This is a genomic window from Kitasatospora sp. NPDC127111 (assembly GCF_042677465.1).
In the GTDB taxonomy this organism is placed as follows: domain Bacteria; phylum Actinomycetota; class Actinomycetes; order Streptomycetales; family Streptomycetaceae; genus Kitasatospora.
In genome coordinates this window covers 12,200-33,480 of sequence record NZ_JBHXTG010000075.1, presented here as the reverse complement: position 1 = coordinate 33,480, position 21,281 = coordinate 12,200, and the positions used below count along the sequence as shown (strand labels likewise).

At 73.4% G+C, this 21,281-nt stretch carries 19 protein-coding genes and 2 tRNA genes; 16 read left to right on the top strand and 5 right to left on the bottom strand.

Annotation, left to right across the window (positions count from 1 at the left end; genetic code table 11):
- The first annotated feature begins 220 nt into the window (after window positions 1–220).
- From ACFVHB_RS32840 to ACFVHB_RS32825, 4 genes are all read left to right on the top strand, one after another.
- Window positions 221–808, top strand: a complete 588-nt coding sequence (locus ACFVHB_RS32840; RefSeq protein ID WP_380329496.1) for a hypothetical protein — start codon at window positions 221–223, stop codon at window positions 806–808.
- 43 nt (window positions 809–851) lie between these two features.
- On the top strand, window positions 852–2,447 hold the full coding sequence (locus ACFVHB_RS32835; protein ID WP_380329494.1) for a hypothetical protein: 1,596 nt from the start codon (window positions 852–854) through the stop codon (window positions 2,445–2,447).
- 114 nt (window positions 2,448–2,561) lie between these two features.
- A complete protein-coding gene (mycP, locus tag ACFVHB_RS32830; protein ID WP_380329519.1) occupies window positions 2,562–3,953 on the top strand; it encodes a type VII secretion-associated serine protease mycosin in 1,392 nt (463 codons plus the stop codon).
- 512 nt (window positions 3,954–4,465) lie between these two features.
- Window positions 4,466–5,812 carry an MFS transporter gene (locus ACFVHB_RS32825; protein WP_380329492.1) on the top strand — a complete coding sequence of 449 codons (1,347 nt, stop codon included), beginning with the start codon at window positions 4,466–4,468 and terminating at the stop codon, window positions 5,810–5,812.
- Between the two features lie 96 nt (window positions 5,813–5,908).
- Here ACFVHB_RS32825 and ACFVHB_RS32820 read toward each other — a convergent pair whose 3' ends face one another.
- Complete coding sequence (locus tag ACFVHB_RS32820) at window positions 5,909–6,505, bottom strand: flavodoxin family protein (protein ID WP_380329490.1); 597 nt, start codon at window positions 6,503–6,505, stop codon at window positions 5,909–5,911.
- Window positions 6,506–6,673: 168 nt separating this feature from the next.
- Between ACFVHB_RS32820 and ACFVHB_RS32815 the strand changes: the two genes are divergently transcribed.
- The 4 genes from ACFVHB_RS32815 (at window position 6,674) to galE (ending at window position 9,419) form a co-directional block, all read left to right on the top strand.
- Complete coding sequence (locus ACFVHB_RS32815) at window positions 6,674–7,090, top strand: winged helix-turn-helix transcriptional regulator (RefSeq protein WP_380329488.1); 417 nt, start codon at window positions 6,674–6,676, stop codon at window positions 7,088–7,090.
- Between the two features lie 135 nt (window positions 7,091–7,225).
- Window positions 7,226–7,298 (top strand) — tRNA-Thr (locus ACFVHB_RS32810).
- Window positions 7,299–7,467: 169 nt separating this feature from the next.
- Window positions 7,468–8,136 carry a LuxR C-terminal-related transcriptional regulator gene (locus ACFVHB_RS32805; protein WP_380329486.1) on the top strand — a complete coding sequence of 223 codons (669 nt, stop codon included), beginning with the start codon at window positions 7,468–7,470 and terminating at the stop codon, window positions 8,134–8,136.
- 320 nt (window positions 8,137–8,456) lie between these two features.
- The gene (gene galE / locus ACFVHB_RS32800) at window positions 8,457–9,419 is read left to right on the top strand and encodes a UDP-glucose 4-epimerase GalE (RefSeq protein WP_380329484.1); all 963 of its coding nucleotides are present in this window, start codon (window positions 8,457–8,459) and stop codon (window positions 9,417–9,419) included.
- 85 nt (window positions 9,420–9,504) lie between these two features.
- Here galE and ACFVHB_RS32795 read toward each other — a convergent pair whose 3' ends face one another.
- A complete protein-coding gene (locus ACFVHB_RS32795; RefSeq protein ID WP_380329482.1) occupies window positions 9,505–10,161 on the bottom strand; it encodes a TetR/AcrR family transcriptional regulator in 657 nt (218 codons plus the stop codon).
- 118 nt (window positions 10,162–10,279) lie between these two features.
- On the opposite strand from ACFVHB_RS32795, the gene ACFVHB_RS32790 reads away from it, so the two are divergent.
- The 3 genes from ACFVHB_RS32790 to ACFVHB_RS32780 all read left to right on the top strand — a co-directional run bounded on the left by ACFVHB_RS32790 (window position 10,280) and on the right by ACFVHB_RS32780 (window position 13,706).
- The gene (locus tag ACFVHB_RS32790; protein ID WP_380329480.1) at window positions 10,280–10,861 is read left to right on the top strand and encodes an NADPH-dependent FMN reductase; all 582 of its coding nucleotides are present in this window, start codon (window positions 10,280–10,282) and stop codon (window positions 10,859–10,861) included.
- Between the two features lie 22 nt (window positions 10,862–10,883).
- Window positions 10,884–12,527, top strand: a complete 1,644-nt coding sequence (locus ACFVHB_RS32785; RefSeq protein ID WP_380329478.1) for a DHA2 family efflux MFS transporter permease subunit — start codon at window positions 10,884–10,886, stop codon at window positions 12,525–12,527.
- Between the two features lie 186 nt (window positions 12,528–12,713).
- Entirely contained in the window at window positions 12,714–13,706 is a 993-nt protein-coding gene (locus tag ACFVHB_RS32780; RefSeq protein ID WP_380329476.1) for a LuxR C-terminal-related transcriptional regulator, read from the top strand.
- A 733-nt stretch (window positions 13,707–14,439) separates the two neighbouring features.
- Here ACFVHB_RS32780 and ACFVHB_RS32775 read toward each other — a convergent pair.
- Entirely contained in the window at window positions 14,440–14,937 is a 498-nt protein-coding gene (locus ACFVHB_RS32775; RefSeq protein WP_380329474.1) for a MarR family winged helix-turn-helix transcriptional regulator, read from the bottom strand.
- Between the two features lie 110 nt (window positions 14,938–15,047).
- Between ACFVHB_RS32775 and ACFVHB_RS32770 the strand changes: the two genes are divergently transcribed.
- Entirely contained in the window at window positions 15,048–15,908 is an 861-nt protein-coding gene (locus ACFVHB_RS32770) for a methyltransferase domain-containing protein (RefSeq protein WP_380329473.1), read from the top strand.
- Window positions 15,909–16,040: 132 nt separating this feature from the next.
- Here the strand turns inward: ACFVHB_RS32770 and ACFVHB_RS32765 are convergent, their stop codons facing one another.
- Window positions 16,041–16,790 carry a TetR family transcriptional regulator gene (locus ACFVHB_RS32765; protein WP_380329471.1) on the bottom strand — a complete coding sequence of 250 codons (750 nt, stop codon included), beginning with the start codon at window positions 16,788–16,790 and terminating at the stop codon, window positions 16,041–16,043.
- A gap of 26 nt (window positions 16,791–16,816) precedes the next feature.
- Window positions 16,817–17,788 carry an acyl-CoA desaturase gene (locus ACFVHB_RS32760; RefSeq protein ID WP_380329469.1) on the bottom strand — a complete coding sequence of 324 codons (972 nt, stop codon included), beginning with the start codon at window positions 17,786–17,788 and terminating at the stop codon, window positions 16,817–16,819.
- Between the two features lie 177 nt (window positions 17,789–17,965).
- Here ACFVHB_RS32760 and ACFVHB_RS32755 point away from each other — a divergent pair, with 177 nt between their 5' ends.
- The 4 genes from ACFVHB_RS32755 (at window position 17,966) to ACFVHB_RS32740 (ending at window position 21,115) form a co-directional block, all read left to right on the top strand.
- Window positions 17,966–18,160, top strand: a complete 195-nt coding sequence (locus ACFVHB_RS32755; RefSeq protein WP_380329467.1) for a hypothetical protein — start codon at window positions 17,966–17,968, stop codon at window positions 18,158–18,160.
- Window positions 18,161–18,262: 102 nt separating this feature from the next.
- Window positions 18,263–18,335, top strand: a tRNA-Gln gene (locus ACFVHB_RS32750).
- A gap of 146 nt (window positions 18,336–18,481) precedes the next feature.
- Window positions 18,482–19,939 carry a bifunctional UDP-N-acetylglucosamine diphosphorylase/glucosamine-1-phosphate N-acetyltransferase GlmU gene (gene glmU / locus ACFVHB_RS32745; RefSeq protein ID WP_380329465.1) on the top strand — a complete coding sequence of 486 codons (1,458 nt, stop codon included), beginning with the start codon at window positions 18,482–18,484 and terminating at the stop codon, window positions 19,937–19,939.
- A 198-nt stretch (window positions 19,940–20,137) separates the two neighbouring features.
- Window positions 20,138–21,115 (top strand): ribose-phosphate diphosphokinase, encoded by a 978-nt coding sequence (locus ACFVHB_RS32740; RefSeq protein WP_380329463.1) that lies wholly within the window; start codon window positions 20,138–20,140, stop codon window positions 21,113–21,115.
- Window positions 21,116–21,281: the final 166 nt, after the last annotated feature.

Genomic DNA, 21,281 nt, shown 5'->3' with positions numbered 1-21,281 from the left:
CGCGCGGGGCCTGCACGTGTCAAGTTCGTACCGATCGCGCTCAGTCGTGCCATGGCCCCTGCCGGTCCGACGGTGGCGGTGGCTACGATGACTGAGGCGACTGCCGTCCCGCAGTGCGGACGGCGGACGCCGGGTACGACTGTACGACTGAGAAGTTGACGGTGTGTTGCGGTGCGGCGGTCCACGGACCGCCCCGCGCACGGGGGAGAGGTGGATTGCGGTGGCAGACGCGCCTGCAGGCGACGGTGCGGGGACGGCCAACGGCACGGCGGGCACGCCCAAGCTCGACGACAAGCCGTTCACACTCGGGACCGACCACAGCAGCGGCTGGTTCGGCTTCGGCGCCGTGTTCGGCGCGGCCGAAACCGTCGTGCGTGCTGTCGAGACGAACTACAGCGCCTCGGCGCTGGTCTCCGCGTTCGGAAGTAAGAACGTCCAGGTCGAGCTGGACACCCTGACGGCGTTCACGAAGAAGATCGAGGCGCTGCTCCAGACCATGGAGGGCTCGGCCGCGGGGCCGGCCAAGCTCCAGGAGCAGCGTCTCCAGGGCGACAACTTCGGCAAGAACTTCTCGCAGTCGACCGACCTGACGACTGCGTACCAGCGGGCGCACAACGAGCTCGTGAACATGCACAAGGTCTTCGTCAAGCAGCTCGAGGAAATGCAGAAGGCGGTCACGAAGGCCGCGGCCAACTACGCGGGCAACGAGGACCACACGGTCGCCGCCCAGCAGGCCGTGGCGAAGGCCGCGGGCATCGCGACGCCGGCGGCCGGGCCGGACGGGCCGGGCCCGAAGGTGAGCTTCTGATGGTGGTCCAGGGTGGGACGTTCGGTATGACGGGGAGCAAGTGATGGCAGGCGGAACGAACTTCGAGGGTGTTGACCACGCGGGGCTCAGGGGCATGGTGGAAAGCAGTGACCCCGGGAAGGTCGTGAGCCGGGGGACCCAGCTGAAGTCTGCCGGCGAAGTCCTGAAGGACCTCAGCGCGGCGCTCAAGTCGCACGTCGACCAGATCAACTGGGAAGGCCCGGCGGCCGAGGGCTTCAAGCAGTGGGCCGGCAACTTCCACCGGACGGCGGCGCTGCTCGGTGACTACTCCAGCAACGTCGGCAAGGCCATCAATGTCGCGGGCGATGCGCTCAGCACCGCCAAGGCCGCCATGCCCAAGCTGCCGCAGGACGAGATCGACAAGGTCAAGCAGCACAAGGACCAGAAGATCCCGTACATCCCCTCCGACTTCGAGACCCGGTACGGCGTCGGCGCCACCGTCGATTCCGTCATGAAGCAGGCCAACCCCAACTGGGTGACCGCGGCCGAGGCGCAGGCGGCGCAGAAGAAGGTCGAGCAGGAGCACCAGGAAGCCGTCAACCAGATGGTGAAGCTGGCGCAGGCCTACGACGCGGTGACCACGACGCTGAACGGGCTGGAGACGCCGCCGGAGCTGAAGCCGCCGGGTGAGGGCGGTCGTGATCGGGGCGATTCCTCGGATTTCGGCGGCGGCGGTAGCGGCACCGGCTCCGGTGGCGGTTACCACCGCCCCAGTGGGGGCGGTGGCGGCGGTGGTGGCAGCTACAGCCCGCCCGGTAGCGGTGGTGGCGGCGGTTCGGTGACTCCCCGTCCGCCCGCCACGATCCCGCACAGCCCGAGCGACCCGGGCGGCGTCGTGCCCCCGTCGCACGGTGGCCAGGTGCCGATTCCGCGCGATCCCGGATCTCCCACGCCGGCCCCGATGCCGACGTTCCCGGGCGACCGTCCGGGCACGGACCTCAACAGCCTGCCGCCGGCCCCGACGCTGCCCAACCAGACCGGTCCGTACACGCCGGGTGGGGGTGGCCAGCTGCCCCCGAACGTGCCCGGTGGCCAGCCCGGCTACCCGAGTGGCCCGAACGCGAACAGCAACTTCCCGGGGACCGGGCCCTTCACGATCGGTGGCGGTGGCTCCGTGCCGCCGAAGTCGACCACGAGCAACACGTTCGGCGGGGGCAAGCTGCCTGCCAAGAACACCACTCAGGGCATCCCCGGTAGCGGCCCGGTCTTCGGTCGCGAGGCTCAGGCAGGCCGGTCCGGTGGGGGCGGCGCCAGCAACGGCATGGGTGGCCCGGGTGGCGGTATGCACCCGGGGATGGGCGGTCACGGCGGTGGCTCGGGCGGCAGCGCCCGCGGCCGCGGGCTGACCTCGACCGGCGGCGGGACGGTGGGCGGTCGCAAGGGCCCGACTGCCGGCGGCGAGTTCACGCCGGGGGGTACGGGCCTGCGCCGGGCCGGCGCCGCCGGTGCCGAAGGCGGGTCGCGTTCGGGTCAGAACGGCATGATGGGCGGCCCCATGACGGGCGGAGGCACGGGCAAGAGCGAGCGCGAGCGCCGCAACCGGGCCGACTACCTCCACGAGGACGAGGAGACCTGGACCAGCGGTACGCCGCAGAGCAACCCGAACGTGATTGAGTAGGACTGGAACGACTGCCCGGCCACTGGGTGCACCCCGGTGGCCGGGCAGACCTGTCCGGGGCGCTGTCCTCGGCAACGGGGAGACTGACGAGGAGCTGTGGTGCAGCGAGCTGACATGTGGACGCGTGGTCGGGGGTTCGCTGCGGCGCTCTTGGCCGCTGGCGTGGTTGTGGGGCCGGCCGTGGTGCCCGCGGCAGCGGAGTCGATCCGCGGTAGCCAGTGGCACCTGGACGCCATGCACGCACCGGAGATGTGGAAGACGACCAAGGGCCAGGGCGTTACGGTCGCGGTCATCGACGGCGGCTTCAAGCTCGATCACCCGGATCTGGTAGGGCAGTTGCTGCCAGGAAAGGATTTCAGCGGCCTCCCAGGCGGGGTGGGATCCTTCCCCAACGGGCACGGCACGGAGATGGCCAGCCTCATCGCAGGGTCCGGTAAGGGCAAGGGGGGTGATGGTGCATATGGTTTGGCTCCTGACGCCAAGATCCTCCCGTTGAAGATCAAGAACGGTGCCAACGGGGATCGGGTCAGTTCGTCCGAGTTCTTGGGCCAGGTCAGCCAGGCCATCACATACGCTGCTGATCAGGGCGCCAAGGTCATCAGTATTTCGCAAGGCACGGATGCGGCCTACGTCTCCTCTGACGATGCCGCCAAGATCAACAGTGCAATTGCGCAGGCGCGAGCCAAGGGCTCGTTGGTGGTCGCCAGTGTCGGGAACTCCGGGCAGGGCGACAACCATGTGGAATACCCAGGGGCGCTTCCCTACGTCGTCGGGGTTGGCGCGGTCGACCAGAACGGCGCGGTCACGGCCGAATCGGAGCGGGGACCGCAGGTCGATCTCGCGGCGCCCGGGGTCGACATTGTTGATGCTTGTACCGGCGAGACGGGCTACTGCAAGGGTCATGGAACGTCGGATGCGACTGCCATCGCCTCGGCGTCGGCTGCCCTGGTGTGGTCCGTGCACCCTGACTGGACCGCGAACCAGGTCCTGCGGGTGCTCATCAACACGGCTGGGAAGCCGAGCGACGGGTCTGTTCGAGCCGACAACGTCGGTTACGGTGCGGTTCGTCCCCGGATCGCACTGACGACGCCGGGAGACCCCGGCCCGGCCGATGCCTACCCGATTCCGGAGAAGCCGACTGAGACCCCGGCCGCTTCGCCGTCTGCGTCCGCGTCCGCCCCGGCGAGCGCCTCGGCGCCCGCCGCTCCGAGCTCGGCTCCGAGCGCGGACAGCACGCCGGTTGGCGCGCCGTCGGCGCAGCCGGCGGCCAAGGGTGAGGATTCCGGCAGCGCGGTGCCGATCGTGGCGGCGGTGGTCGGCGGGTTGGTGCTGGTGGCGGCGATCGTGTTCTTCGTGATGCGGAAGCGTTCCGCGAGGGCGGACGCTGCCGCCCCGCCGATGCCGGTGGGGGCTCCGCCGATGCCGCAGCAGAGTGGGCCGGGGGTGCCGCCTCCGCCGGCGTACGGCCCGCCGGCGCCGCCGAACGACAATCCGTACGCGCGGTAGTCACGACGACTGTCCGGCCCGGCCGCAGGGTGAACCTGCGGCCGGGCCGCGTTTTTGTTGGGAGAGCAAAGGGGGAGGCCCTGATGGGCGCGGCCGGCAGGGGCTGTGGCTGTGACCGGGCTCGTGGCAGCTGGTACGGGCGCCGGGCCGGCGACCGCACCTGACGGAGATGTGGCAGAGCGCCACGGTCGCGGTCATTGACGGCGCAGCGGGGCGCTGGCGCACCGACGGTGCCGCAGCAGGTGGGGCCGGGGGTGCCGCCTTCGCCGGCGTACGGGCCCTGGCGTCGCCGAGCGACAACCCGTACACGAGATGGTCGGCGGTCGGTGTGGCTGACCGGCCGTTGGCGTGAGCCCGCCTGGGGGTCAGGAGCTCTGCGGCGCGGTGGCGGTCGGCGGTAGGCCGTAGGGGTGGCGGGGCGGTGTGGGGCCGGCGTGCGGGTGGGGGGTGTGCGCCGGGGTCACTCGGGTGGGTGCTGTCGGGGGCGGGTGGGGGGTCGTCAGGGTGGCGGTATGGATACGCGGGACGCCCGGCGGGCGGCGCAGGTGCGGAGGGCCGCCGCGGCGGCGCTGATCGGTACGGCGATCGAGTTCTACGACTTCTTTCTGTACGGGACGGCGGCGGCCCTCGTGTTCGGGCCGGTGTTCTTTCCCGGGCTGGGCGTGGTGGGGGCGTTGCTGGCGGCGTTCTCGGTGTACGCGGTGGCGTTCCTGGCGCGGCCGTTGGGGGCGGTGGTGTTCGGGCACTTCGGGGACCGGCTGGGGCGGAGGGCGACGTTGGTGGTGTCGCTGCTGCTGATGGGGTTGTCGACGGCGGCGGTGGGGGTGCTGCCGGGGTACGGGGCGTGGGGGTGGTGGGCACCGGTGGCGCTGGTGGTGCTGCGGGTGTGCCAGGGCGTGGGGCTGGGCGGGGAGTGGGGCGGCGCGGCGCTGTTGATCGCGGAGAACGCGCCGGCCGGGCGGCGCGGGCGGTACGGGGCGTTCCTGCAGCTCGGGCCGACGATCGGGTTCGTGCTGGCGAACGGGGTGTTCCTGGGGCTGCAACTGGTCCTGGACGAGCGGGCGTTCCACGGGTGGGGCTGGCGGGTGCCGTTCCTGGCGTCGCTGGGGATGGTGGCGGTGGGGCTGTTCGTCCGGCTGCGGATCGAGGAGACGCCGCTGTTCGCGGCGGAGGCCGGGCGGGTGCGGGAGCGGCCGCCGCTGGTGGAGGTGGTGCGCGGGCACTGGCGGACGGTGCTGGTCGGCTGCGGGATGATCACCGTGGGGTACGCGATGTTCTACCTGACCACCACCTACGCGCTGGCGTACGCGACGACCGGGCTGGGGGTGCCGAGCACGCTGGTGCTGTCGATGCTGCTGGCGGGCGGGGTGGCGATGGGCGGGACGGTGTGGGTGAGCGCGTGGCGCAGCGACGGGTGGGGGCGGCGGCGGACGCTGCGGGTGGCGACGGGGCTCGCGGTGCTCTGGGCGCCGGTGTTGTTCCCGCTGCTGGAGACGGTGCGGCGGCCGTTGATGTTCCTGGCCCTGGCGGGGTCGATGGTGGTGCTGGGGTGCCTGTTCGGGCCGGTGGCGGCGTACCTGCCGGAGCTGTTCCCGACCCGGGTGCGGTACACGGGGGCGGCGCTGACGTACAACCTGGGCGGGGTGGTGGGTGGGGCGACGACGCCGTTGATCGCGACCCGGCTGACCGCGGCGTACGGCACGGCGGAGCCGGTCGGCTGGTACCTGGTGGCGTTGGGGGCGGTGGCGCTGGTGTGCCTGGGGCTGCTGCCGGAGACCAGCGGCACGGACCTCGCGGTGGCCGGGGCGGACGCCGGACGCCGCCGGGCGCCCGTGCTGGGGGCGGATCCGGCGGCGTGAGGGCGTAGCGGCGCAGGCTGCGGCGCTGGGGCTGGTGCGCTGAGGCGGGGCGTGGAGCCTGGGGGCGTGGGCGCGGGCGCAGGGGCCCGGGAGGGGTCAGGCGGCCTGGGCGGCCCGGCCGGCCAGCAGGGTCGCGGTGTGCTTGGCGACCCGCTCGCCGAGGTGCTCGGCGGTGGCGATGTCGGCCTTGTGCACGGTGTCGGGGCCGCCGTCGGCGGGGGTGGAGGCGGCGGCGCCGGCGAAGAAGCCGAGGCGGTTGAGGTCGTCCTCGGTGCCGGCGGAGGAGTTCCAGCCGGGCTTGAGGCCCAGGTTGACCCAGTTCATGCCGTGCTGGGCGGCGAGGGTCTGGAAGAAGCCGAGGGTGCCGGCCTTGTCCCCGCTCTTGGAGGCGGAGTTGGTGAAGCCGGCGGCGACCTTGTCCAGCCAGGCGTCGCCGAACCAGCGCTTGCTGCTGGCCTCGGCGAAGGTGTGGAAGGCGCCGGAGGCGGTGCCCATGTAGGTGGGTGAGCCGAAGATGATCGCGTCCGCGGCGTCCAGCCGGTCCCACTGCTCGTCGGTGATGGTGTCGACGGCGATGGAGACGACCTCGGCTCCGGTGGCGGCGGCGCCGCGGGCGACGGCCTCGGCGATGACGGCGGTGTGGCCGTAGCCGGAGTGGTAGGCGATGGCGACGGTCGGGCGGATCGCGGTCATGGCGGGGTGCTCCTCGGTGAAGGCGCCGGTGAAGGCAGGGGGCGGGCCGTGGGACGGCCCGGTGCAGGGGAAACCGGAGGCGGCAGCCCCGGTCGGCGGTCTCCAATATAGACCAGGTCTCCATTCGTTACCAAGGGTGGATTGGAGACCTCCGGTTACCCTGGAGGAATGACGACGCAGGAGCAGGACCACGCCGGGGCCGGGGCCGCGCAGGCCCAGGAGCTTGATGTCTTCGCCCAGCTCTGTCCGAGCCGGGCCGTGTTCGCCGAGCTGGCGGACAAGTGGTCGATGCTGATCCTGATGGGGCTCGACGAGTTCGGGCCGCAGCGGTTCTCCGAGCTGCAGCGCGGGGTGGACGGGGTCAGCCGGAAGATGCTCACCCAGTCGCTGCGCTCCCTGGAGCGGAACGGGCTGGTGCGGCGGACCGTGTACCCGGAGACGCCGCCGCGGGTGGTCTACGACCTGCTGCCGCTCGGCCGGGAGCTGGCCGCGCTGGTCTCGCCGGTCGGGCGCTGGACGGAGGAGCGCACCGGGCAGATGCTGGCGGCGCGCGAGGAGTTCGACCGGGCGCACGCCGACGGCTGACCGGCGCGGGTCGCTCGCGGGGAGGGGTGGGGGCCGATTTCACTTTCCGGTCCCCGGCCGTGTAATGTCTTCCTTGTTCGAGCGAGCGAGTGAAGCAGGAAAGCGAGCGAGCGAAGCGAGAACAGCAGGGAACAGGCCCCTATAGCTCAGTCGGTAGAGCGTCTCCATGGTAAGGAGAAGGTCTGCGGTTCGATTCCGCATGGGGGCTCAGCTGAAGGACTCCCGCCCAGTGGGCGGGAGTCCTTTTTCGTGTGCCCGGGCCCGGGCCGGAGGAGGCGGCCTAGCGGGTCGGGTACGGAATGCGCTGTGATGGTGCGTCATCGGCCGTCCGCCCCACCGGGTGCGGGCGCGGGCCGGACCCCGACCGGGAGGGCGTCATGGGCGTTCGACTCGTGGTCGTCGACGACCACCGGCTGCTGGCCGAGGCGCTGGCCACCGCGCTCCAACTGCGTGGCCACCGGGTGCTCGCGGTCGGCTCGCCGGCGAGTTCCGCCGCCGACCTCGTGGCCGGGCGCCGGCCGGAGGTCTGCCTGCTCGGGGTGGCCGGGCCGGGCGAGGCGGGGGCGTTCGACGGGCTGCGCCGGATCCGCCGGGAGCGGCCCGAGGTGGCCGTCATCGTGCTCGGACCGGTGGGCGAACTGCGGGGCGTGGCGGGCGCGTTCGCGGCCGGGGCGGCGGGGTACGTGCCCAGCGACGAGCGGATAGAGGTGGTCGAACGGGCCATCGCGCGGGCCCGGGCGGGGGAGGCCGCGGTCGCGGTGGACGTCCTGCGCGGCGCCTTCGACCAACTGCTGCGCCCGGCGCCCGAGTCGGACGACGAGGCGGTCCGGCTGCTGCGGCTGCTGACCCGCCGTGAGGTCCAGGTGCTGGCCCGGATCGCGGACGGCGAGGACACGGCGGCGATCGCGGCCGGGATGCGGATCGCGGCCAGTACGGCCCGGACGCACGTCCAGCGGGTGCTGATGAAGCTCGGCGCGCGCACCCGGCTGGAGGCGGCGGCGGTGGCGGCCCGGACCGGGCTGCTCGACCGGGTGGGCCGCGACTGAGGCCCGGGCTGCTCGACCGGGTGGCCCGCGACTGAGGCCCGGGCCGTTGCGCCCGCCCACGCGCCTCCGAGCGCACCCCACGCGCCTCCGAGCGCATCCCCGCGGGCGGCCGGTGCGCGTCGGGTGGGCGACCGGTGGGCGACCGGAGGGCGGCCGGAGGGCGACGGCGGGGAGAACGCGGCGGACCGCCGGGCCCGGCCGGGAGCGACGGTCCGGAGCACCCCCGGCGGCCAGGGAGAATGGGCGCCAGTCCTACGTACATCCGTACAACACCGATGGACCGCCGGCACGGCGGGCCATCGTCCGCTGGAGGTCGCATCATGAGTAAGTACCTGGTCACGGGTGGTGCCGGCTATGTCGGCAGTGTGGTCGCCGCCCACCTGCTGGAGGCGGGACACCAGGTGACCGTCCTGGACGACCTCTCCACCGGCTTCCGCGAGGGCGTGCCGGCGGGCGCCGAGTTCGTGGAGGGACGGATCCAGGAGGCCGGCAAGGTCCTGGACGACTCCTTCGACGGCGTGCTGCACTTCGCCGCCTCCTCGCAGGTCGGCGAGTCGGTCGCGGACCCGGAGAAGTACTGGCGCAACAACGTGGCCGGTTCGCTGGAGCTGATCAGCGCGATGCGCGCCGCGGGCGTGCGCAAGCTGGTCTTCTCCTCCACCGCCGCCACCTACGGCGAGCCGGAGGTCGTGCCGATCGCCGAGACCGCCCGCACCGCGCCGACCAACACCTACGGCGCCACCAAGCTGGCCGTCGACCACCTGATCACCAGCGAGGCCGTCGCCCACGGCCTGGCCGCGGTCTCGCTGCGCTACTTCAACGTGGCCGGTGCCTACGGCGCCTACGGCGAGCGACACGACCCCGAGTCGCACCTGATCCCGCTGGTCTTCCAGGCGGCCCTCGGGCAGCGCCCGCACATCGCGGTGTACGGCGACGACTACCCCACGCCGGACGGCACCTGCATCCGCGACTACATCCACGTGGCGGACCTGGCCGACGCGCACCTGCTGGCCCTGGACGCGGCCAAGCCGGGCGAGCACCTGATCTGCAACCTGGGCAACGGCAGCGGCTTCTCGGTGCGCGAGGTCATCGAGTCGGTGAAGCGCGTCACCGGCCGGGAGATCCCGGTGCGGACCGAGGGCCGCCGTGCGGGCGACCCGGCCGTGCTGGTGGCCTCCGCCGAGCGTGCCCACCAGGCGCTGGGCTGGACGCCGCGCCGTCCGAACCTGGACGACATCGTGGCCGACGCCTGGAAGTTCACCCTGGAGAAGAACGGCCTGTAGGACCGGACGTCCCATGCGGCGCCGCCCCCGCCCGGCAGGGCCGGGGCGGCGCCGCGCGTTCGGCGTCGCGCGCGACAGCGCGACGTCACCGGCCCGGTGCGGCGTAGGCGCGCAGGAAGGCCCGGACGCCGGCGACGACGATCTCCTCGGTCTCGTCCGCGTCGAGCGGGTACGCGCCCCAGTACGAACGCTGGGTGACCTCCGTCGCGGTCAGCAGCACGAAGTGCGCGGCCGCCCGCCCCGGGTCGGGCGTCTCCAGCCACCCCTGCTCGGACAGCTCGCCGAACCGCCGCCCGAGCGCGGCGAGCACCCGGCGGGGCCCGGCCTCCTGCCACGCGTCCAGGGTGGCCTTGGGCAGGTGCCGGGCCTCGGCGTTGATCTGGCGGACCAGCCCGAAGTGGTCCGCGAACTCGGCCAGTGGCGTCACCCAGGCGTGCGCGAACGCCGTGAGGTCCTCCTCCAGGTCGGTGACCTTCCCGAGCCGGCGCTCGATGATGTCCAGCTGGGCGTCGCCGACCTGGGCCGCGCTCTCCTGGAGAACGGTCCGGAAGAGCAGTTCCTTGCCCGCGAAGTGGTTGTAGATGGTGCGGGTGGACACCCCGGCCTCCGCCGCGATGGCGTCGATGCTGGCGCGGGTGTAGCCGTCCCGGCCGAAGACCGTGCGGGCGGCCCGGGTGATGGCCTGGCGCTTCTCGGCCAGACCCCGACGGGGTCGGTCCGGTGTTTCCTGCCGGCTGGTCATCGAGACTCCCTCCAAAAGTTGCAGTGACCGTTGTACTGACTGCCATACACGTTGTACTTTACCTGACGTGCCGTCCGAACGGGCGGTGACCCGCAGCAGCGCATCCCCGGAGACAGCCATGTCCGAGACCCCGTTCCGCCTCGCCGTCATCATCGCCAGCACCCGGCAGGGCCGCTTCGCGCCCACCGTCGCCGACTGGTTCGTCCGCACCGCCGGGCAGCGCGCGGACCTCGACCTCGACGTCATCGACCTCGCCGAGCACCCGCTGGCCCACATCGGCGAGGAGCCCACGGCCGAGCAGGCCGAGCGGCACGCCGCGCTCTCGCCCCGGCTGGCCGCCGCCGACGCCTTCGTGGTGATCACCCCGGAGTACAACCACAGCTTCCCGGCCGCCCTGAAGAACGCCATCGACCTGCACGGCCCCGAGTGGCGGGCCAAGCCGGTCGGCTTCGTCTCGTACGGCGGCCTGGGCGGCGGGCTGCGCGCGGTCGAGCAGCTGCGGCTGGTCTTCGCCGAGCTGCACGCCGTCACCGTCCGGGACTCCGTCAGCTTCCACAGCGCCTGGGCGGCGTTCGACGGCGACGGCGAGCCGCTCGACCCGACCGTCCCGAACGGTGCGGCCAAGGGCATGCTCGACCAGCTCACCTGGTGGGCGCACGCGCTCCGGGACGCCCGCACCGCCCGCCCGTACGGCGTCTGAACCGCGGACGGGGGGAACGACGATGAGCACCACCACCGGGCCGGCCGGGGCCCTGAAGCCGGCCACCGCCCGGGCCACCGACAGCGCCCCGACCGCCCGGGCCGCCGACAGCGCTCCGACCGCCCCGGCCGCTGACAGCACCCCGACCGCCGACAGCGCTCCGACCGCCGCGGCCGGCCCGCGCACCGCCGCGGTGGCCGCCGTCGTGGTCCTCGGCTCGCTGATGACCGTGCTCGACACCACGATCGTCAACGTCGCCCTCAACCGCCTCGCCGGGGACTTCGCCGCCCCGCTGGCCACCATCCAGTGGGTCACCACCGGCTACACCCTCGCGCTCGCCACCGTCACGCCGGTCACCGCGTGGGCGATCGGACGGTTCGGCACCCGCCGGCTCTACCTGACCGCGCTCGCCCTGTTCGTGCTCGGCTCGGCCCTGGCCGGCGTCGCCTGGGACGCCCCGTCGCTGATCGCCTTCCGGGTCCTGCAGGGCCTGGGCGGCGGCATGGTGATGCCGGTCGGGATGACCGTGCTGGTCCGCGCCTCCGACCCGGCCCGCACCGGCCGCACCATGAGCGTGCTCGGCATCCCCGTCCTGATCGGCCCGCTGGCCGGGCCGGTGCTCGGCGGCTGGCTGGTGGACGAGGTCTCCTGGCGCTGGGTCTTCCTGGTCAACCTGCCGATCGGCCTGGTCGCGCTCGCCCTCGCCGCCCGGCTGCTGCCCCGCGACGGCGGTGGCGCCGCCCGGCGCCGGCTGGACCTGCCGGGCCTGCTGATGCTCTCCCCGGGCCTGGCCGCGCTGATCTACGGGCTGGGCGCCGAGCGCGGGGACCCGGGCGCCGCCGGCAGCCTGCTGCCGACCCTGGGCGGCGCGGCCCTGGTCGCCGGGTTCGCCGTCCGGGCGCTGACCGCCGCCGAACCGCTGCTCGACCTGCGACTGCTCGGCCGCCGCGCCTTCGCCGGCCCCGCCGCCACGATCGCCCTGTTCGGCTGCGGCTACTTCGGCTCGATGCTGCTGCTCCCGCTCTACTACCAGCTGGTGCGCGGCCAGAGCGCCACCGACGTCGGCCTGCTCGGCATCCCGCAGGCCCTCGCGACCGGCCTCACCATGCAGTTCGCCGGGCGGCTGGCCGACCGCTTCGCCCCCGGCCGGATCGTGCTGACCGGCGTCGCGGTGGCGACCACCGGCTTCCTGGGCTTCACCGTCCAGGTCGCGGCCGACACCCCGTACTGGCACCTGATCGCCGCCCTGGTGGTGATGGGGACGGGCGTCGGCATGACGCTGATGCCGGCCATGGCGGCCGCCACCCGGAGCGTCGCCCCCGCCGAGGTCCCGGCCGCGACCACCCTGGTCACGATCGTCCAGCAGGTCGCCGGTTCGGTCGGCACCGCCCTGATGTCGGTCCTGCTCGCCGGGGCGATGACCGACCGGCTGCCCGCCGCGGGTGACGGCGCGGCGGCCGGCGGCGGCCTGGCCGCCGTGCACGCCCTGGACGGCGGAGCCCGGACCGCGCTCGCCCCGGCGCTGGCGGAGGCCTTCCGGGACACCTACGGCTGGGCCGTCGCCCTGCTTGCCCTCGCCCTGCTGCCCGCGCTGCTGCTGTCCCGCCGGGCCGCGGGCCGCGGGACCGCCGGGAGCGTGAAGTCGCGCGGAGTTCGCATCCCCTGACGAAACTTCACCAAACCCCCACCGGGCCGCCCCCCACCCCGTACGCTGAATCCGGTACCGGTGGGGGTCGGCGCCTTCGGGTCTCCCGGGAGCCGGGGGGTGGGTGGCGGAGAAGTGCCCGGGTCACGGCGGTGGAACGGGGTCGTCGCCCCGCGCACCGGCCGGTCTGGGCAGGGGGGAGTGACGATGGGGCGGATCCGCGTCCTGGTGGTCGACGACCACCGGATCTTCGCCGAGGCGCTGGCCGCGGCGCTCGCCGCCGAGCCCGACGTGGAGGTCGGTGCGGCCGGCAGTGCCGCCGCCGCCGAGCGGGCGCTGGAGCGCGCCGCCCTGGAGGGACGGGCCTTCGACGTGGTCCTGATCGACGCCGACCTCGGCGCCGATCCCGGCGCCACCGCGACCCGCCAGCCGGGTCCGCCGGGCCAGCCGAGTCCGCCGGGGCATCCGAGTCCGCCGGGGCACCCGGGCCAGCCGAGCCGGCCGGGCGTCGATCCGCCGGACGCCGTCCGGCGCCGCCCGCCGGCCACCGTGCCCGCACCCCGCCGGCCCGCCGTCGCCGCCGGCACCGCACCGCAGCCCGCCGCACCGCAGTCCGCCGGCCGGCCGCACCACCCGGCCGCGCCGCATCCCGGCGCCGCCCCGGTCCCCGACGGCATCACCCTGCTCGCCCGGGCCCGCCGCAACCACCCAGCGCTGCGCGCGATCGTCCTGGCCACCGCCGACGACCCGCACCGCGCCGCCCGCGCCCTGCACGCCGGTGCAACCGGCTGGGTGGCCAAGGAGAGTTCACTGTCCCGCCTGCTGGCGGTGATCCGCGGCGTGCTGCGCGACGAGACGCACCTGCCGCCCGCCCTGCTCACCGGCGTCATCCGGGAGCTCACCACCGCCCGCCGGGACCGCACCGAGAGCGAGCGGCTGGTCGACACGCTCACCCCCCGGGAGAAGCAGATCCTGCGCTGCATGGTCGCCGGTCTCGGCCGGCAGGCGGTCGCCGAGCGGCTCTACCTCTCCCCGCACACCGTGCGCACGCACATGCAGAACGTCCTCGGCAAGCTCGGGGTGCACTCCACCCTGGCCGCCGTCGCGGTCGCGCGCCGGGCCGGGATCAGCCCGTCCGAGCCGCCCGCGCCCGCGATCCCGCCGGCCGCCGCCGCGACCACCGCTCCCGGCGCCGGCTGACCCGCCCGGCTCGCCCGGGTACCGGCTCAGGTCCGTCGGGTCAGGGAACTCCGGAGGACAGCTGTCGCCGCACAGGACGTCCGCACGCCCGCACCCGGCCCGCAACGGCCCGGGACCGGACCGTTGCGCACCGCCGACGGGCCTGCGCACGCTGGTGGTCGGGGCCGGCGCGGCCGGTACCGCGCTGGTCCGGGACTTGGGCCGGGCACCGGAGTTCGGCCTGACCCCGATCGGCCTGCTGGACGACGACCCGGCCGAGGCGGCCGGTCCGTGGACGCCGTCCCCGTCGTCGGCGCCCTCGCCCGGAGGTCCGCTACACCGGCCTGCGGGCGGGCGAGAAGTTGAACGAGGCGCTGTTCTCCGAGGGTTTCTCCGAGGGTGAGGAACGGCTGCCCCCGGCGCACGCGCGGATCCACGCCACGGTGGCCGAGCCCGCCTCCGGCCCGGAGGGCCCGGCGGGCGGGCTGACCAGGCTGACCGGGCTGACCGGGCTGACCGGGCTGACCGGCTGTACGAGGCGGCGGCGGGCCACTGCGACGAGGAGGTGCGCCGCCGGCTGGCGGCGCTGCTGCCCGGCTACCGGACCGCGCTGCCCGAGCCGGCGCCGGTGCCCGCGCTCAGTGCTCCGTACCCGGACGGGTTCTGACGCCTGCTCGCCGCCGCGCCCGGCGAACAGCGGGTTCGGCCCCTGCCCGGGGCGGCGGGCCGGGGTTCGCCCGGAGGGTGGCGGGTGTCAGTCCGGGGTGTTGTCGAAGGGGGCGACCAGCTGCCGCAGCAGCCCGGCGAGCTCGCCCTGCTGGGCGGAGGTGAGCTGGGCGAGCAGTTCGCGCTCGTGCGCGAGCAGTCCGGCGAGCGCCTGGTCGGCGCGGTCGCGGCCGTCGTCGGTGAGCCGGACCAGCACGCCGCGCCGGTCGTCCGGATCGGGCAGGCGCTTGACCAGGCCCTTGCCGGTGAGGCGGTCGATCCGGTTGGTCATGGTGCCGGAGGTGACCAGGGTCTGGGTGAGCAGCTGGCCGGGGGAGAGCTGGTACGGGGAGCCGGCCCGCCGCAGCGCGGTCAGCACGTCGAACTCCCAGGGCTCCAGCCCGTGCTCGGCGAACGCCGTCCGGCGGGCGCGGTCGAGGTGCCGCGCGAGCCGGCTGACCCGGCTGAGCACCTCAAGTGGTTCCACGTCGAGGTCGGGGCGCTCTCGGCGCCATGCTGCGACCAGGCGGTCGACCTCGTCCTCCATGGCGATCAGTGTATCGGGGGATGTGTCGATGTGAAGTCTCTTGACGTCGAGAAATGTAACGTGGAAGCTGCGTATAGATATCTTGATGTCGAGATACTCGCGAGGTTGCCATGACCGCCCCCCACTGGGACCCGGAACAGTACCTGCGCTTCGCCGACGAACGGACCCGCCCGCTGCGCGACCTGCTCGCCCGCGTCCCCGCCATCCCGAACGAACCCGCCGCCACCGTGCTCGACATCGGTTGCGGCCCCGGCAACTCCACCGCCGTCCTGCGGGAACGCTGGCCGGCGGCCCGGATCACCGGCATCGACAACTCCGCCGCGATGCTCGCCACCGCCCGCGGCACCGGCGAGCCCACCGCCGACTACCTGCTCGCCGACGCGCGCGACTACGACCCGGCCCCGGCCCGGCCCGACCTGATCGTCTCGAACGCGGCCCTGCAGTGGATCGGCTCCGGGGCGAGCAGCCGTCCGCGCCGCGGACCCTCCTCGCCGACGGCACGCGCGGAGGGACGGGCCGACGGACATCTCGGGCTGCTCGCGCGATGGGCCGACGCCCTGCCGCCGGGCGGAGTGATCGCCTTCCAGGTCCCGGGGAACTTCGGCTCCCCCAGCCACACCCTGCTCGCCGGGCTCCGCCGCAGCCCCCGCTGGCGCGCGGCCCTCGGCGACGACGCCACCCGGGCCGGAGTCCACGAACCCGGCGAGTACCTCCGGGCCCTCGCCGACGCCGGCTGCGCCCCCGACGTCTGGGAGACCACCTACAGCACCCTGCTCACCGGCCCCGACCCGGTGCTGGAATGGGTCAAGGGCACCGCCCTGCGGCCCGTCCTCACCCGGCTCGCCGACCCCGCCGAGCGGGACGCCTTCCTCGCCGAGTACGGCGCGCTGCTCCGCGAGGCCTACCCGGCCGGACCGCACGGCACCGTCTTCCCGTTCCGGCGGATCTTCGCCGTCGCGGTGAAGAGGTGAGCGGGCGGAGAGCCGAGGAGGCGAAGGCCGAAGAGGGAGGAGACGGAGAGCTGGAGAGGTGAGAGCGCGGCCGGGCCTCCTCCTCGTCCTCGGGTCCTCGTCCTCGGGTCCTCGTCCTCGGGGAGCGAGGAGCTACGCCTTCCGCTCGCCGACCAGCTTCGGGTGCCGCTCCATCCCCTCCAGGCCGTGCCAGGCCAGGTTGACCAGATGGGCGGCCACCTCGGCCTTCTGCGGCTTGCGCACCTCCAGCCACCACTGGCCGGTCAGCGCGACCATCCCCACCAGCATCTGGGAGTACATCGGGGCCAGCCGCGCGTCGAAGCCGCGCGCCTTGAACTCCAGGCCCAGGATGTCCTCCACCTGCGTCGCGATGTCACTGATCAGCGAGGCGAAGGTGCCGGTCGACTGGGCCACCGGCGAATCCCGGACCAGGATCTTGAAACCGTCCGTCGAGGTGTCGATGTAGTCCATCAACGCGAACGCCGCCTGCTCCAGCAGCTCCCGCGAGTGCCCGCCGGTCAGCGCCCCCGTCACCATGTCCAGCAGCAGCTGCATCTCGCGGTCCACCACCACCGCGTACAGCCCCTCCTTGCCGCCGAAGTGCTCGTACACCACCGGCTTGGACACCCCGGCCCGCTCGGCGATCTCCTCCACCGACGTGCCGTCGTAGCCGCGCTCCGCGAACACCGCCCGGCCGATCTCCAGCAACTGCTCGCGCCGCTGCTTCCCGGTCATCCGCACCCGGCCGCCCCGGCGGCGGCCGGCCGGCGCAGCGGCACCCGCCGTCGCGGCGGCACGCGGACCGGCGTGCGCCGCATCGGGCGCGGCGCCCGTCCGCGTGCTCTCGTGGCGGCCTGTGCTGTCTGCGCTGCTCCCGTTCACCCCTACATCATGCTGCAGGCGAGGCCTCATGCGGCGCGGCGGGCGGCGATCCGCTGCGCGTCCGGCCAGCGCACGTCCCGGGCCCAGCCGGCCAGCTCGAACCAGCGGATCAGCCGGGCCGAGGAATCGAGCTGCCCGCGCAGCACGCCGTGCCGCGCCGAGGTCGGGTCGGCGTGGTGCAGGTTGTGCCAGGACTCGCCGCAGGAGAGCACCGCCAGCCACCAGACGTTCCCGGAACGGTCCCGGGAGCGGAACGGACGCGTGCCCACCGCGTGGCAGATCGAGTTGATCGACCAGGTGACGTGGTGCAGCAGCGCCACCCGGACCAGCGAGCCCCAGAAGAAGGCGGAGAGCGCGCCCTGCCAGGAGAGCGTCACCAGCCCGCCGACCAGCGGCGGCAGCAGCATCGAGAGCGCCGTCCAGAGCCAGAACAGCCGGGAGACCGCCCTTATGGCCGGGTCGCGCACGAGGTCCGGCGCGTACTTCAGCTGCGGGGTCTGCTCCTCGTCGAACAGCCAGCCCATGTGCGCCCACCACAGGCCCTTGAGCAGCGCCGGGACGGTCTCGCCGTAGCGCCACGGCGAGTGCGGGTCGCCGTCCTTGTCGCTGAACCGGTGGTGCTTGCGGTGGTCGGCCACCCAGCGCACCAGCGGCCCCTCGATCGCCAGGCTGCCCGCGATCGCCAGCGCCACCCGCAGGGCCCGGTTGGCCTTGAAGGCGCCGTGGGTGAAGTAGCGGTGGTAGCCGATCGTGATGCCGTGGCAGGTGAGGAAGTACATGACGGTGGCGATCGCGAGGTCCGTCCAGCCCAGCCCCCAGCCCCAGGCCACCGGTACGGCGGCCACCAGGGCGGCGAAGGGCACGGCGATGAACAGCGCGAGCGCGATCCGCTCGGCGAGCCCCTGCCGCTCCCCGCCGCGGGTGGCGGAGAGCAGTGTCGGGGCGGGATCGATGGAGTGCGCGGTGTCGGCGCGCGCCTCGCCGGCCTGGATGGTCATGGGCGTCCCTAGAGAGCATGGGGGCGGAGGCTACGTTGGCGTAACCTACGGCATCGTAGGTTCTGCCCGGCAGCGAGGGGAATACGCAGCCGGGAGCGCTTTAGTGAATTCACTCGACTGGATGGATGAACCTCGGAGCCGCCCCGCGATGGGACCTATCGCACAAAGAATCACCGCGTGCGAGCCGAGACCGAGCAGCGCGAAGCCGCCCGCCGCCTCCGGGCCGCCGGGCGGACGTACGACGAGATCCAGGCCGAGCTGGGGGTGTCGAAGCGCTCGATGTCCCTGTGGGTGAGGGACCTCCCGGCGCCGGCGCCGAGCCGGGAGCGGATGAGGAAGGCGGCCGGGACGCGCTGGGCTGCTCGGTCGTGACTGTGCCGGGGAGCGCCGACCTCCACCGCCGCATCGAAGGCTGGTGGATGGGCAGAGCTGATACACAGCGCGGGGCGGACTCGGGTAGGGTCTGACCAACTATCCGCCGTGGGGTAATTGGCAGCCCGCAGGCCTTTGGAGCCTTGCAGTGATGGTTCGAGTCCATCCGGCGGAGCATCGTGCGTGGCCAGGGCCTGCTGATTCGGGCCGAACTGCCCGTTTTCCCGCCCCGGCTATCCTCTAGGCGCCAGGGCGTAGACGTGCGGATCCGCTCTCTGGCCGTACTGCCCTCCCTGTGAACCGACTGAGGAGCCTCCACCCGTGAGCGCCATTTCTCCTGCCGCCGTTGTCGTGCTCGCCGCCGGTGGCGGGACCAGGATGAAGTCGAACAGCCTGCCCAAGGTGCTGCACGAGGTGTGCGGGCGGTCGCTGGTCGGTCACGCGGTGGCGGCGGCGGAGGAGCTGACGCCGCAGCAGCTGGTCGTGGTGATCGGACACCTGCGGGAGAAGGTGCAGGAGCACCTGGCGGCGCACCACCCGGCGGCGCGCGCCGTGGTGCAGGAGGAGCAGAAGGGCACCGGTCACGCGGTGCGGACGGCGCTGGAGGCGCTGGCCGCGGACGGCGTGGAGCTGGACGGCACGGTGATCGTCACCACCGGGGACGCGCCGCTGCTGACCGGCGAGACGCTGGGTTCGCTCGCCGCCGCGCACACCGAGCAGGGCAACGGCGTCACCGTGCTGACCGCCGTGGTGCCGGACCCGTTCGGCTACGGGCGGATCCTGCGGGACGAGGCGGACGGCGCGGTGGCGGCGATCGTCGAGGAGAAGGACGCCTCGGACGCCCAGCGGACGATCGCCGAGATCAACTCCGGCGTCTTCGCCTTCGACGCCAAGCTGCTGGCCGAGGCGCTCTCCCGGGTCACCACCGACAACGTGCAGGGCGAGGAGTACCTCACCGACACCCTGGAGATCCTGCGGACCGCCGGCCACCGGGTCGGCGCCGTGGTGGCCGCGGACTACCGGGACATCCTCGGCATCAACGACCGGGTGCAGCTGGCGCAGGCCCGTCGGCTGCTGAACGACCGCCTGCTGGAGCGGGCGATGCGCGCGGGCGTCACCGTGGTGGACCCGGCGACCACCTGGATCGACGTCCAGGTCACCTTCGAGCCGGACGCGGTGGTGCTGCCGGGCACCCAGCTGCAGGGCCGCACCCACCTGGGCGAGGGCTGCGAGGTGGGCCCGAACTCGACGCTCAAGGACACCCGGATCGGCGCGGGCGCCCGTGTGAGCAACACCACGGCGGACTCCGCCGAGGTGGGCGACTTCGCCAGCGCCGGCCCGTACGCGTACCTGCGGCCGGGGGCCAGGCTGGCCCGCAAGGCGAAGGTCGGCACCTACGTCGAGGTGAAGAACTCGGAGCTGGGCGAGGGCGCCAAGGTGCCGCACCTCTCCTACATCGGGGACGCGACGATCGGTGAGGGCAGCAACATCGGCGCGGCCTCGGTCACGGTGAACTACGACGGCGTGCACAAGCACCGCACGGTGATCGGGGCCCACTGCCGCACCGGATCCGACAACATGTTCATCGCCCCGGTGACCGTCGGCGACGGCGCCTACACCGCGGCCGGCTCGGTGATCGCCGTCGACGTTCCGCCGGGCGCGCTGGGCGTGGCCCGGGCGCAGCAGCGCAACATCCCGGGCTGGGTGGAGCGCAAGCGCCCGGGCACCGCGTCGGCCGCCGCGGCCGCGGCGGCGACGGAGGAGGCCGCGGAGGCCTGAGGGGCGGGCGGGAGTCCGAAGGGCGGTCCCGGGGCGGACGGTTTCTGCGCGGGCGCGTAACCTTGGGGACATACGTGCGCCATGGGGCTCAGGCCCGTGTCCAGGCGTACCGACAATCCCCCGACCCCTATCGCCAGCGGGCTCGCGCCTGTCTGCGGTGCGGCGGGTTCAGCGTCAGCAACGCGAGGAGACGGTGCAGTGAGCGGGATCACGACGTCGGGTGAGAAGAAGCTGAAGCTCTTCTCCGGCCGTGCCCACCCGGAGCTGGCGAAGGAGGTGGCCGCGGCGCTGGAGACGGACCTGGTTCCGACCAAGGCCCTCGACTTCGCCAACGGTGAGATCTACGTCCGCTTCCTGGAGTCGGCGCGCGGGGCGGACTGCTTCGTGATGCAGAGCCACACGGCTCCCATCAACCAGTGGATCATGGAGCAGTTGATCATGATCGATGCTCTGAAGCGGGCCTCCGCCCGGAGCATCACCGCGATCCTGCCGTTCTACGGCTACGCCCGCCAGGACAAGAAGCACCTGGGCCGGGAGCCGATCTCGGCCCGCCTGATCGCGGACCTGCTCCGCCAGGCGGGTGCCGACCGGCTGATGGCGGTGGACCTGCACACCGCGCAGATCCAGGGCTTCTTCGACGGCCCGGTCGACCACCTGTTCGCGCTGCCGCTGCTGGCCGACTACGTCGGCGAGAAGGTGGACCGCTCGAAGCTGACCATCGTCTCGCCGGACGCCGGCCGGGTGAAGGTCGCGGACCAGTGGTGCGACCGCCTGGACGCGCCGCTGGCGATCATCCACAAGCGCCGTGACATGACGCAGGCGAACACGATCCTGTCCGCCGAGGTGGTCGGTGACGTCAAGGGCCGGGTCTGCGTCCTGGTCGACGACATGATCGACACCGCCGGCACGATCTGCGCCGCGGCGGACGCGCTGTTCGAGAACGGCGCCGCGGACGTGCTGGTGGCGGCCACCCACGGGGTGCTCTCCGGCCCGGCGGCCGACCGCCTGAAGAACTCCCGGGTCAGCGAGTTCGTGTTCACCAACACCCTGCCGACCCCGGCGGAGCTGCAGATGGACAAGATCACCACGCTGTCCATCGCCCCGTCGATCGCGGCCGCGATCCGCGAGGTCTTCGAGGAGGGCTCGGTGACGAGCCTGTTCGAGGGCGTGCACTGATCGGGTGCGTGCGCTGATCGCGGGCGTGCACTGACGAAGCCCCGCGCAGGCGGCCCCGGTCCTCCCAGGACCGGGGCCGCCGCCGATTTCGCGAGAGCGCGCCGGTGCGGTTAGACTCGTGAAACTGCTCGGCGAGGGATGCCGTGTGCCTGCACGACGGGTGCCC